This window comes from Nocardioides sp., from assembly GCF_014360585.1.
GTDB lineage: Bacteria > Actinomycetota > Actinomycetes > Propionibacteriales > Nocardioidaceae > Nocardioides.
In genome coordinates, this window is sequence record NZ_JACIXG010000037.1 from 1 (window position 1) to 12516 (window position 12516).

The window sequence follows — 12516 nt, forward strand, 5'->3', positions numbered from 1 at the left end:
GACGGCGCCGTCGACTCCGACTTCTCCCTGGAGCCACACGAGTTCGCCTCGCTCGTCCGCGAGACCAAGATCGCCTGGCAGGCTCTCGGCGAGGCCCGGATCGGCCCGAAGACTGTCGAGCGCGAGGGCCTCCGCTTCCGCCGCTCGCTCTTCGTCACCCGCGACGTACGCGCCGGGGAGAAGGTCGACCCGGACAACGTACGCTCCGTCCGCCCCGCCGACGGGCTGCCACCAGCCGACATCGACATCGTCCTCGGCCGCACCTTCACCAAGGACACCCCGGCCGGAACCCCGCTCAGCTGGGACCTCGTCTGATCCCCTTCGCTTCCTCCAGCTCATGCGGGATTCGGCGTGCCCTGTCTCAGGGATTAGGTCTCCCAACCAACCTGACGGATATCACGCACCAAGGAAGGAGCAATCGAGGGTCTGCAGGTGGATGCGGACGCGGTCGGCGAATTCGGGGCACTGGGCCGCGCGAAGGCGGGCGGGAAGGTCGACTTCGCCGTTGCGATCGAACCAGTACTTCAACTGACTCGCAATCACCGTACGAACGGCCGAGGGGCTGCTGGTGTCGACCAGGCAGAAGAAGTGGTCGGGATGTTGGGCCTCGTAAGGGAGGAGATCGAGTTCTTCGGGTGCGAGGTTCTCCCAGCCCTTGTCACAGGTGAGGACGGTGTCGATCCCGCCGTCCTTGGCTGCGGCGTGGACATGGGCATCCTCCTCGTCGGTGCCGCTCCAGGACCCATCAACGGTGTAGCGGTCGATGCGCTCGTCGACGCTGGCCAGAATCCGGTCGTGGATCAGGGTGATCTGCTCGCCAGCAGCGCTCGGGTTGGAGTCGCGGTAGCGGGCGATCGTCTCGGCGAGTATGTCGACGGTCGTGGACACGGTGAACATGCTGCCGCCGGATTCGAGCTTTAGCAGGAACAACCAGTCGCGCAACGTTCGTGAGTACAGGACGTTTGCATCTGGCAGAACCCGGGTGACCACGCGATGGAGGCTACCCGGGTTCTGCGTCGGATTGTCTGACTCAGCTCTGTTCGAGCTGCTCGGTCAGCTCGGTCAACTCGGTGAAAGCGCGACGCTGCTCCTCGAGCCGGGCGCGCTTGAACGCCTTGACGTCGGCCAGCTTCACGCGGTGGTGACTGCCAACGCGGTGGGCCGGCAGCTTGCCCTCGGCGATCAGTTTCATCAACGTCGGCCGGGAGACGCCTAGCTGCTCGGCGGCCACGGTCGTGGTCAGCTCCTCGGGCAGAGACCCGATGGTGACCGTGCCTCCGCGGGCGACGATCTCGAGCACCTGGGCGATCACCTTGGCGAGATCGACCGGCATGTCGGCACCGGTTGCGACATCGTGAACGGTCAGTCGTTCGGGGTGGCCAGCCAGTGCCTGAACGATCTCACCGGCCTGGCGCCGCTGCGTCGCGTCGACGATGAGGTTCTTAGTCATCGTGGTCATCCTCAACCCTCCAAAGTGTTTACACGTGCAAGTGTCACCAACTTCAGTTGTAAGTGCAAGTGCTTTCGGGTTCGGGCGCAGCATCACGCTCTCGCGCCAGGACTGTGCCGTCGACTCCGACTTCTCCCTGGAGCCGCACGAGTTCGCCTCGCTCGTCCGCGAGACCAAGATCGGCCGGCAGGCGCTCGGCGAGGCCCGGATCGGCCCGAAGACTGTCGAGCGGGAGGGCCTCCGCTCTCCGCCGCTCGCTCTTCATCACCCGCGACGTACGCGCCGGGGAGAAGGTCGGCCCGGACAACGTACGCTCCGTGCGACCGCATCGACACCGACGGTGCACACAGTTGGCATCGAGACCAGCCCCGCTCAGCCGGTGAGTCGGATGCGGCCTTGTCCAACTGTGTGCGCCGATGCACACAGTTGAGCCCCTGACTCCAGGACCTCGCGCAGCACATCGCCCCCGCCATGAGTGAACTGTGTGTCAGGCAGCGGCATTGACCACGCGGCCCCCAGTCACCGGAGCGGTGACACTGCTATGACCGCGACGTTGGGCCGCGCTGGAGCCGTTCGCGGTCGAGGGCGAGCAACGCGTCAGCAACCCGCGCGGCGCCGCGGCCGTCGACCTTGGCCCAGCAGGCGGCGCGCAACCGCTCCCGCAGGCGTACGTCGCCCAAGAGGACACGCAGGCGAGCGACGACGCCCTCGGGGTCGTCGCCTAGCTCGGCCAGGGTGGCGATTCCGACGGCCAGCGCGTCCTGGTCCATCCGGACGTACGCGTCCTGCTGGTTGTCGGCGACGCAGACGAACCCGACCGCCGCACCGAGGCAGAAGAGCTCCCAGGCCGAGGTGCCGGCGGCGCTGAGCACCACGTCGGCGTCGGCGACGAGCTCGGCCAGGTTGTCGGTCGGCCCGATCACCTCGATGACCTGCCCCGGCGCCGGGGTGATGTCGGCGGCCTCCGCGGCCAGCTCCGGGGTGGCCGCGATGGCGGTCAGCTCCACGGCGACCCCGGCTCGCGCGACCAGGCGGGCTACCCGGGGCGCGACCCCGAGGGCGTCCGTCCCACCGAAGAACGCCAGCACTCGCAGGGGCGCGTGCTCGTCGGCTGCGGACCTAGGCGCGCTCGGCCGCTGCCGGACGATGTCACGTCGCTGCTGGGCGTAGTCGAGCCCGCCAAGATGGGTGGCCCCCTCGGGAAGCGCCCGCACCGAGGCCTCCGCGCCCAGGTTCTGGTCGAGGTAGAGGTCGGCGGCCCGCCCGCGCAGGTCGCCGTCGACGAGAGCGAGCAGCGGCCACCGTTCCCGCAGGTCGGCGTAGACCGACGCCGGGAGGAGGTAGGAGTCGACGACCACCGACGACGGCTCGAGGCGGAGGAGAGTGGTGAGGAGGTCACCAGGCCCCGCGATCTCGATCCCCCGGCGCCGTACCTGCTCCGCGGCCCACGGCACCCCGGCCAGGTCCGCGACCATCACCACCCGCGCTCCGCGGTCGACGAGCTCCTCGCCGAGGGCCAGACAGCGCATGACGTGGCCGATCCCGACATCGGGCCCGGCGTCGCAGACCATCGCCACCCGAAGGTGTCCACTCTCGAGCACACCGATGGGCACGACTGCGCAACCTCCAGGTTTCGTCCGTTTCTGGCGAGGACAGCGTGTTTCATCCCTTGCGCACCGTATCGTTGGCGCGCGAGCCAAACCGAGGACCAGAGTAGAGAGCATCCCTGTGACCGTGCCGAATCCGGAAGCCCGAGAGTCCGCCGACCCGAACGCCCATCCCCTCGATGGCGCAAGCATCCTGGTCACCGGCGGGACGGGCTCCTTCGGGAAGGCGTTCATCCGCCATGTCCTGGACAACCACAACCCGAAGCGCGTCGTCATCTACTCCCGTGACGAGCTGAAGCAGTTCGAGTGCCGCCAGCTGTTCGGCAACGACCCGAGGCTTCGCTGGTTCATCGGAGACGTCCGCGATCGCGACCGCCTGTACCGGGCGCTGCACGGCGTCGACTACGTCGTCCACGCCGCCGCGCTCAAGCAGGTCGACACCGGGGAGTACAACCCGTTCGAGTTCATCAAGACCAACGTGCTGGGATCGCAGAACGTCGTCGAGGCCGCGATCGACTCCGGCGTCAAGAAGGTCGTCGCGCTCTCGACCGACAAGGCCTCCTCGCCGATCAACCTCTACGGCGCGACCAAGCTGACCGCCGACAAGATCTTCATCCTCGGCAACAACTACGCCGCCTCGTACGAGACCCGGTTCGCCGTGGTCCGCTACGGCAACGTGACCGGTTCGCGCGGCTCGATCATCCCGAAGTGGAAGGCGATGGCCGAGCGCGGCGAGGCGCTCGGGATCACCGACATGCGGTGCACCCGGTTCTTGATCACGCTGCCGCAGGCGGTGCAGATGGTGATCGACACCTTCGACCTCATGCAGGGCGGCGAGCTCCTCGTCCCGCACATCCCCTCCCACAAGGTCGTCGACCTCGCGAAGGCGGTCGCCCCCGACGCGAAGCTCGTCGACATCGGGCTCCGCCCCGGCGAGAAGCTCCACGAGGAGATGATCAGCCCGGAGGAGGGCCGCCGCGCGGTCAGCATCCGCGACGGCAAGTACTACGTGATCGAGCCGGAGAACCCGCAGTGGGGCTACAAGCCGATCATGGACGCCGTCCCGGTTCCCGACGGCTTCCACTGCGCCTCCGACAAGAACGACATCTGGTACGACGCCGAGGACCTCCGCACGGTTCTGGGGTCGGGGATCTGAGCATGCTGCCGTACGGCCGCCAGTCGGTCTCCGAGGAGGACATCGAGGCCGTCACCGCGATCCTGCGCGGGGACTGGCTCACCACGGGCCCGACGGTCGCCGCGTTCGAGCAGGCGCTCTCCGACCTCGTCGGCGGGCATCGCGCGGTCTCGTGCACCTCCGGCACGGCCGCTCTCCACATCGCCTACGCCGCGGCCGGCGTCAGCTCCGGTGACCAGGTGGTCACCACGCCGATGACGTTCGTCGCCACCGCATCGGGTGCCTCGCTGCTCGGCGCAGAGGTGCTCTTCGCCGACGTCGAGGAGGACACCGCCCTCATCGACCCGGCGGCGGTGGACGCCCTGGTGACCGACCGCACCAAGGTCATCGCCGCGGTCGACTACGCCGGCCATCCGGCCGACTACGCCGCGCTGCAGCCGATCGCCGACCGGGTGGGCGCGCTGACGCTCGACGACGCGGCCCACTCGATCGGCGGGTTCTCCCAGGGACGCCCGATCGGCGACCTCGCCGACCTGACCACGCTCTCGTTCTTCCCGACCAAGAACCTCACCACCGCCGAGGGCGGCGCGGTCGTCGCCAAGGACGCAGACCTGGCCCAGCGGGCCCACGAGTTCCACTTCGTCGGCCTGGTGCGCGACGCCGACCGGTTCCGCATCGCCGACGAGGGGCCGTGGCACCAGGAAGTCCACGAGTTCGGTCTCAACTACCGACTCACCGACCTGCAGTGCGCCTTCGGCCTCTCCCAGCTCCAGCGGCTGGCCGGGTTCAAGCAGCGGCGCGCCGAGATCACCGCCCGCTACAACGCCGCGCTCGCCGACGTCGACGGGCTGCGCGTCCCGGCCCAGCGCGAGGGCGTCGACCCGGCGTGGCACCTCTATCCGGTGCGCATCCTCGACGGCCGCCGCCGCGAGGTGTTCGAGAAGATGCGAGCAGCCGGCATCGGCGTACAGGTCAACTACATCCCGGTCTACTGGCACCCGGTCTACGCCGACCTGGGCTACCGCCGGGGGATGTGCCCGAACGCCGAGGCGTTCTACGCCGAGGAGCTCTCCCTGCCGCTGTTCCCCGACCTGACCGACGACCAGGTCGACGAGGTCATCGAGACGCTGATCGGATTCCTGTGAAGACCGCCGTCATCACCCAGGCACGCATGACCAGCACCCGTCTGCCGGGCAAGGTGCTCGAGGAGGCGGCGGGGATCACGATGCTCGAGCACCACCTCGCCCGTCTCACGGCGGCCGGCCTTCCGGTGATCGTCGCGACGACCACCAACCTCGACGACGACCCGGTCGCCGTTCTGGCCGACAAGCTCGGGGCCGGGGTCGTCCGCGGCAGCGAGCACGACGTGCTGTCGCGCTTCGCGCTGGCGGTGCGGGAGTTCGAGCCCGATGTCGTCGTCCGGGTGACCAGCGACTGTCCCTTGATCGACGGCGAGGTCGTACGCCGCGGCATCGACGCCTGGGCGGCCGCCGGCGATCCCGCGCTCTATGCCAGCAACGCCCTGGAGCGCACCTACCCGCGAGGCCTCGACTTCGAGGTCTTCTCCGCCGCGGCGCTGCTGGAGGCCGACCGGCTCGCCACCGAGCAGCCCCATCGCGAGCACGTCACCCCGTGGCTCTACGGCGACGACGCCCGGCCCAGGCTCAACCTGCCGTGGGAGCGGGACGCCTCGGCGTACCGGATCACCCTCGACACCCCCGAGGACCTGCGGCTGCTGCGGATCCTCATCGAGGAGCACGACGCCCATCATCTCGACACCTCTGGTCTCGTCGCCCTCCTGGACGCCCATCCCGAGCTGGTCGCGATCAATGCCCAGATCGAACAGAAGAAGGTCGGCGATTAGGATCCCTGGACACGCGGGACGTCGCGCCCTCCCTCTCAGCTGCGGCACTTGGAGCACCACATGCAGAAGACTCTGATCGTCCACTCCGGCACGTTCAAGACCGGGAGCACGGCGATCCAGACCTTCCTCGCCCGCGCAAGCCGCGAGGGGAACCTCCCTCCCGAGGTGGCCTACCCCACGATCGGCCGCGGCGAGCACAGCATCCAGCACCAGAACCTCTACTCCCAGCTCCTCGGCGAGGTGCTCTTCTCGCCCGCCCTCGGCACCTGGGAGCAGCTCGTCGAGTCGATCGCCTCCGGCAGCGCCGAGACCACGGTGATCTCGTGCGAGGCCTTCTCGATGCTCGAGCCCGAGCACATCAGGGCGATCGGCGAGTACGCGCGCGAAGCGGGCGCGAAGGTCCGTTGGGTCCACTACGTCCGCGACCAGGCGACGTTCTACAACGCCTTCTACGTCGAGCGGTTGATGGTGATGCGTCCTGAGCACGCCGAGCTGGTCGACCTCCCCTTCGAGGACTTCCGCGAGTGGTCACCGCTCGACATGAGCTTCCTCCACTACGGAGAGTTCGCGGACACCATCACCAGCGCCATCCCGGACGTCGACATCCGGCTTCGTCCGTTCATCCGCAAGGAGCTCCGCAACGGCAACGCCGTCGCGGACTTCCTCGACACGTGCGAGCTCCCGATCCAGGGTGATGGAGCTGGGACCAGCAACGTGGGATCCGGCTGGCGGACCGTCGAGACCGCCCGGCATCTGGCCCCGATCGTGGCTGCGGCACCGATGCGTGGTCGGCTCCGAGGTGCCGACTCGTGGAAGGCCACCCGGCTGAGGTGGATCCAGATCCTCCGTGGCGAGTACGTCACCTTGACCACCCAGCTGGGTTGGAACGACTCCAGCGCGGTCTACATGACCCCGGAGTTCCGCCAGGAGCTGCTCGCCGACTATCGCGAGGACAATCTCCTCATCGGCAAGCTCGGCGGCTTCTCCTTCACCGACATGATCGAGCAGAGCAGCTTCCCCGAATACAACATCGGCGACTACGCGACCATCCCTGGCGACGAGGTGATGCAGGTCGTCAAGCTGGTCATGCAGGGTCTGCACACGATTCCGGAGGAGATCCAGCAGGAGGTCGAGGCCGGCCGCGCTCGCCGGCGGGAACGGGAAGCCGAGAAGACCTCACAGCGGGGGCGGCTCCGTGGCCTCCTGCGCCGTTGACGTGGGCGTGATCGGGCCTCGGCGCTAGCGCAGGTCGAACACGGAGTAAAGCCCGCGCTTGAAACGCGGCTGGCCGAGCTCGCGGCGCAGGCCCGGGAGGTCGGCCCGATAACGACGGTCGACGACGATCCAGTCGACGTCGTGGTCGTCGCGCAGCGTGGCGATCGTCGCCGGTGACGGGTCCGTGATGGCCGCGTCGTTGGCCTCGAGCAGCTCCGGGTCCCAGAAGGGCAGGTACGCCGAGTTGTTGAGGTCCGTGGACGGCTGCCCGACGACCAACGGGTCGATGTAGGCCCACCCCTCCACCAGGACCCGGCGCTCGGCGTACGCCGCGATCCAGAAGTTCCGGCGGTCGCAGTCGGGCACGGGCAGACCGATGCAGTGGGCGTTGGTCGCGATCAGCTCGTCCGGCTGCGAGTGCCCGCGGACGAAGCGGGCGGCGGCGACTCCACCGGGGCCGATGATGTCCGTGTCGGGTGCCCGGGGAAGCGCGGGGCCGGCCACAGCGAGAGCGACGGTCTGCGGTGCCCCGGCGAGCATGACCCCCAGCACCAGCGCCACGATCGCCGGGAGCGTCGCGATCGTCGAGCGCTTGGCGTACATGAGCACGATGACGACCGCAACAGCCAGCACCAGCAGCCCGATGGCGAGCTGGGTCAGCAACGTCGAGGTGAAGACCGAGCCGTCTGCCGGCATGTCACCACCCACCAACAGTCTCGCGGTCACGAGGGCAAGCCCGCCGAGAGCGGCGCAGCCGACGAACCGGACGCCGTCGCGGAACGACAGGTCGACGGGGACGATGTCCGAGAGCGCGACTGCGGTGGCAACAGCGATGAACCCGCTGGCGCCCAGGAGAAAGTACGCCTGGCTCAGAGCCGGATGGCTCAGCACCATGAGCGCGCCGGCGCCGGCGGCCCAGGTGCCCGCCAGGAACACCCGATCGGGCCGTCGCCAGGCGCCGCGCACCAGGCCCACGATCAACGGGATGGCGACGAGGACGAACCCGACGGTGAAGCTGATCCAGATGGAGAACGGCGCCGAGCCGGGCAACGTCTCCCCCTCCGGCAGCATCAGCACGCCCAGCCGCTGGACCGTGCTTCCGTTGAGATCGATCGACGTCGCCCGGGTGCCGCCTCCGTAGAACACCTGCTGTGCGACCAGGAAGACGACGACAGCCGACCCGAGCGCCGCGGCCACGGTGAGGGCCGTCCGCCTGCGGCGCAGCACTGCCGAGATCACGAGCGCCAGGAACAGGCCGGCGATGATCGTCGGCAGCGCAGACGACTTCGCGCCGGCCACCGCGACCATGACGACCACGGTCAGCAGCCACGGCCCCCAGCGCCACCGATCGCTTCGGATCATCTCGACGACCAGCACCATCAGGACCATCTGGAGCGGCATCACGAGAGCGTGCGTCGGACTGTCGAACGCACGTGTGACGGAGTCGAAGGCCAGCTGCGCGGGGCTGACCAGGCTCGTCCAGCCGAAGAAGTCCGGAGTGGCACCCATGGCGAAGACGAGGGCAGCGACGAACCCAGGCCAGCTCCGTCCCGTGAGGCGGGTGGCCGCTGCGTACGCTCCACCGACCGCGAGCAGGACGAGCAACGCGATCGACAGGCTGCGCATCAGCACGATGAGCTCGATGTGGGTGACCGTCGCTGCCGACGCCAGGTGGACGTAGACCAGCCAGTGGTAGAAGAGCGGCGTGCCCTCCACCCACGGCATCTGGGCGGGAAAGTGGTGCAGCAGATCGCCGGCGATCGCCAGATGGAAGGGCTCGTCGACATACGGCGCCCGCAGCGCGTCGATCGGTCTGTGTGACCACATCTGGTTCGTGACCAGAAGAACTTGTACGCCTGCCACCGCCGCACCGGCCCACGACCACAGGCTCTCCCTGCCGATCACCACGGGCCCAAACCATCGGCGGCGCCGCCAGACGACGACCAGCGCGACGACGAGCACGGCGACGGGATAGCCGTAGATCAGCGGGGTGAGATCGAACAGCCGCAGCAGGAGGTAGAGCGGGATCTCCAGGACGAGCCCGAGGATGGTGCCGAGGATCAGGTCGTTCCCGAGGTTCGGCCCCGGCTTCGCGACCGCCCGCCACACCACGGTGCCCGGGAAGGTGAGGAACGCCAGCACATAACCGGCGAAGAGCAGCGCCTCGCCGATGCCGACACCGGCGATGCGCACCGCGAGCACGAGCGTCGCGACGACGACCAGCACCCCCGGCAGGAGACCGGACCAGGACCGGCCCGAGACGGTGCCGTCCGAGAACGTGCGGTCCGAGGGAGGCTTCGCGTCGGGTTCGGCGCCTACGGTTGCCGGGTCTGCAGTCACCCGCGCGATCATGCCAACAAAACACCTACACCGAGTACACCGAAACCACTCCGGATGCGCTATTTTCCTAGCGATGTCCCTCACCCACACCGTCTCTGTCGTCATCCCGGTCTACCGCGGTGCCGAGACGCTTCCTGGTGTGGTGAGCGAGATCGTCGACCTCGTCGAACCGTTCACCACCACGAACGGTCACGAGGGGCGCGTCACCGAGATCCTCCTGGTCCACGACCACGGCCCGGACAGCTCGGACATCGCCATCCGTCAGCTCGCGGAGAAGTACGACATCGTTCGTCCGATCTGGCTGAGCCGCAACTTCGGCCAGCACGCCGCCACCCTTGCCGGCCTGGCCTCGTCCGGCTCGGACTGGATCGTCACGATGGACGAGGACGGGCAGCACGACCCGGCGTACATCCTGCCGATGCTCGACACCGCGCTCGGCGAGCAGGCCGCGCTCGTCTACGCCCGCCCCACCAACCCGCCACCTCACGGGCCGCTGCGCAACCTGGCCTCGCGCGGATCGAAGGTCCTCATCGACCGCGTCATGCCCGGTGGCCGCGCCCGGCAGTTCAACAGCTTCCGCCTCATCCTGGGTGAGTACGGCCGCAGCGTGTCCGCCTACGCGGCCAACGGGGTCTACCTCGACGTCGCGCTGAGCTGGGTCATCTCCGACGTGGTGACGTGCCCGGTGGAGCTGCGCGAGGAGGGCGAGCGGCCCTCCGGCTACAGCTATCGCTCGCTGATGTCCCACTTCTGGCGGATGGTGCTCACCGGCGGCACCCGCCTGCTGCGTACGGTCAGCGTCTGCGGGGCCCTGCTCGCGACCTCCGGCATCGTCCTCGCGGTCGCTCTCGTCGTCGCGCGTCTGGCCGGCGGCGTCGACGTCCAGGGCTGGACCTCGCTGATGGCGGCCATCCTGGTCTGCTCCGGCGCGATCATGCTCACTCTCGGCGTGATCGCCGAATACCTCGGCATGGCCGTCAACATGGCGATGGGCAAGCCGCTCTACGTGGTCGTCAGCGACCCGGCGAACGGTCCGCTCCGCCACGGGCCCGGTCCCGGCCGGCCCGAATGATCGGGACCGGCGACGCGAGCAGACCCCCGACGCTCGTCGTCGGCAGTGGCGGTCTGCTCGGTCGCCACGTACGCCTCTCGCTGGAGCGCTCCGAGTCGCCCGTGAGCACGGTGAGCGTGCCGTGGCACGACCCGATCGCCGCCCGTGACGTCCTGAGGTCCGAGCTCACCTCGTTCCTCGGCTCGGCGTCTGCGTCGAGGGCGGGCGGACGCGTGAACATCGCCTGGTGTGCCGGTGCCGGCATCGTCGCCACGCCGGCGGACGAGCTCGAGACCGAGGTGTCGCTCTTCCGCGACGTGCTCGACGACCTGGGGGCAGCGCTGCCGCCCGACATCCGCCTCGCCTTCTTCTTCGCCTCCTCCGCCGGCGGCGTCTACGCAGGCTCGGCCGATCCCCCGTTCACGGAGCACTCCGAGCCTCGCCCGCTGGTGGCGTACGGCAGGGCCAAGCTGGCGATGGAGGAGGCGCTGACCGAGTTCTGCGCCGAGACCGGATCCGTCGCGCTGCTCGGCCGGATCACCAACCTCTACGGCCCGGGTCAAGCGCTCTCCAAGCCCCAGGGCCTCGTCTCCCAGCTGTGCCTGGCCCACCTGCGCGGCACCCCGCTGCCGGTCTGGGTCTCCTTCGACACCATCCGGGACTACCTCTACGTCGGCGACTGCGCCGAGATGGTCGTCGCGGCCCTCGACGGGCTCCACGAGCACGCCCGGAGCTCCGGCACGAACGCCGTCGTCAAGATCCTGGCCACCGGCACCGGCGTGACCCTCTCAGCCGTCATCGGAGAGACCAACCGGATCTTCAGACGACGGGCGAGGCTACGACTCCCGGGGGCCGGCACCCCCAGCCACACCCGCGACCTGCGGGTCCGCAGCGTCGTCTGGCCGGAGCTCGGGCAAAGGTCTCAGACACCTTTCTCCGTCGGCGTGCGTCGCACCGCCGACGAGATCGCATTGGCCTACGCTGCTGGGACGTCCGCACTCCCGACCCAAGTGAGCGAGATCTCCATCCGATGACCCAGCTTCATCCGATGCCCCAGACGGACATGCTGGTGGGCAAGGCCGGCGGATCTCCTTCGATCGCCCAGAGCGACTACTGGTGGTATCGAGCGCGCACCCGGATCCTCGAGACCGTCATGAAGCCGTACGTGGGCACCCCACGCCGATTGCTCGACGTCGGCAGCGCCGACGGACCCAGCGTCACCTGGCTCGAAGGCACCGCCGAGCATCACGTCTCCCTCGACGTCGACCCGCGCGGGCTGACAGCCGGTGGCGTGTGCGGCTCCGTGACCGGGCTTCCCTTCGCCGACGGCTCCTTCGACGTGGTCTCGGCCTTCGACGTCATCGAGCACTGCGATCGTGAGGACACCGCCCTCGCCGAGATCGAGCGCGTTCTGGCTCCCGGCGGCCGCTTCCTCATGTCCGTGCCGGCGTACAACTGGGCCTGGACCAGCCACGACATCCACAACCACCATCACCGGCGCTACACCCGGCGGCGGGCGGTCGAGGCGATCGAGGCCGCTGGGCTGTCACCCGTGCGAGCGACGTACGGCTTCACCGGGACGTTCCCGATGTTCGCCGCCCAGCGTCTGGTCACCCGGTTCAAGGAGCGTGGTCTGACCGACGCTCTCCCCGAGGGCGCCGTCGCTCCGCTCCCCACGGTCTCGCCTGCGACGGAGAGACTCCTGCTCGGCGCGACCCGCATCGACGAGCGGCTGCTGGGCAGGCTGGATCTGCCGTTCGGTTCCTCGGTGCTCGTGGCGGCGGTCAAACCACACTGAAAAACGCGCATACACTCTGACAAGCCTCGGCGTGCGACCTGAGCCGCCCGAGTCTG

Annotated in this window: 12 protein-coding genes; 8 read left to right on the forward strand and 4 right to left on the reverse strand. The window is 68.9% G+C overall.

The features are described from left to right. Nucleotides 1-315: SAF domain-containing protein (locus H5T77_RS13740; protein ID WP_292650105.1), on the forward strand; the 315-nt coding region annotated here is incomplete at its 5' end. 81 nt (nucleotides 316-396) lie between these two features. On the opposite strand, the gene H5T77_RS13745 is transcribed toward H5T77_RS13740, so the two are convergent. The 3 genes from H5T77_RS13745 to H5T77_RS13755 form a co-directional block, all read right to left on the reverse strand. Then, entirely contained in the window at nucleotides 397-990 is a 594-nt protein-coding gene (locus H5T77_RS13745) for a PIN domain-containing protein (protein WP_292650107.1), read from the reverse strand. A gap of 40 nt (nucleotides 991-1030) precedes the next feature. Then, complete coding sequence (locus tag H5T77_RS13750) at nucleotides 1031-1450, reverse strand: helix-turn-helix domain-containing protein (RefSeq protein WP_292650109.1); 420 nt, start codon at nucleotides 1448-1450, stop codon at nucleotides 1031-1033. A 539-nt stretch (nucleotides 1451-1989) separates the two neighbouring features. Beyond that, nucleotides 1990-3063, reverse strand: coding sequence for a PseG/SpsG family protein (locus tag H5T77_RS13755; RefSeq protein ID WP_292650111.1), 1074 nt, complete (start codon nucleotides 3061-3063; stop codon nucleotides 1990-1992). A gap of 115 nt (nucleotides 3064-3178) precedes the next feature. On the opposite strand from H5T77_RS13755, the gene pseB reads away from it, so the two are divergent. The 4 genes from pseB to H5T77_RS13775 are packed head-to-tail and all read left to right on the forward strand — an operon-like array spanning nucleotide 3179 to nucleotide 7271. After that, the gene (pseB, locus tag H5T77_RS13760) at nucleotides 3179-4213 is read left to right on the forward strand and encodes a UDP-N-acetylglucosamine 4,6-dehydratase (inverting) (RefSeq protein ID WP_292650112.1); all 1035 of its coding nucleotides are present in this window, start codon (nucleotides 3179-3181) and stop codon (nucleotides 4211-4213) included. A 2-nt stretch (nucleotides 4214-4215) separates the two neighbouring features. Continuing rightward, nucleotides 4216-5337: a DegT/DnrJ/EryC1/StrS family aminotransferase gene (locus H5T77_RS13765; protein ID WP_292650114.1), complete on the forward strand. Its 1122-nt coding sequence runs from the start codon at nucleotides 4216-4218 to the stop codon at nucleotides 5335-5337. Then, the gene (locus H5T77_RS13770; protein WP_292650115.1) at nucleotides 5334-6056 is read left to right on the forward strand and encodes a cytidylyltransferase domain-containing protein; all 723 of its coding nucleotides are present in this window, start codon (nucleotides 5334-5336) and stop codon (nucleotides 6054-6056) included. The genes H5T77_RS13765 and H5T77_RS13770 overlap by 4 nt, the downstream gene beginning before the upstream one ends. 60 nt (nucleotides 6057-6116) lie before the next feature. After that, complete coding sequence (locus tag H5T77_RS13775) at nucleotides 6117-7271, forward strand: hypothetical protein (protein WP_292650116.1); 1155 nt, start codon at nucleotides 6117-6119, stop codon at nucleotides 7269-7271. A 24-nt stretch (nucleotides 7272-7295) separates the two neighbouring features. On the opposite strand, the gene H5T77_RS13780 is transcribed toward H5T77_RS13775, so the two are convergent. After that, entirely contained in the window at nucleotides 7296-9611 is a 2316-nt protein-coding gene (locus tag H5T77_RS13780; protein ID WP_292650117.1) for a hypothetical protein, read from the reverse strand. A 73-nt stretch (nucleotides 9612-9684) separates the two neighbouring features. Here H5T77_RS13780 and H5T77_RS13785 point away from each other — a divergent pair, with 73 nt between their 5' ends. From H5T77_RS13785 to H5T77_RS13795, 3 genes are read left to right on the forward strand one after another with little or no spacing between them, the layout of a single operon-like run. Then, nucleotides 9685-10683 (forward strand): glycosyltransferase, encoded by a 999-nt coding sequence (locus tag H5T77_RS13785; protein ID WP_292650118.1) that lies wholly within the window; start codon nucleotides 9685-9687, stop codon nucleotides 10681-10683. Continuing rightward, nucleotides 10680-11696: an NAD-dependent epimerase/dehydratase family protein gene (locus H5T77_RS13790; protein ID WP_292650119.1), complete on the forward strand. Its 1017-nt coding sequence runs from the start codon at nucleotides 10680-10682 to the stop codon at nucleotides 11694-11696. The genes H5T77_RS13785 and H5T77_RS13790 overlap by 4 nt, the downstream gene beginning before the upstream one ends. A gap of 14 nt (nucleotides 11697-11710) precedes the next feature. Then, a complete protein-coding gene (locus H5T77_RS13795; RefSeq protein ID WP_292650120.1) occupies nucleotides 11711-12460 on the forward strand; it encodes a class I SAM-dependent methyltransferase in 750 nt (249 codons plus the stop codon). The last annotated feature ends 56 nt before the right edge of the window (nucleotides 12461-12516 follow it).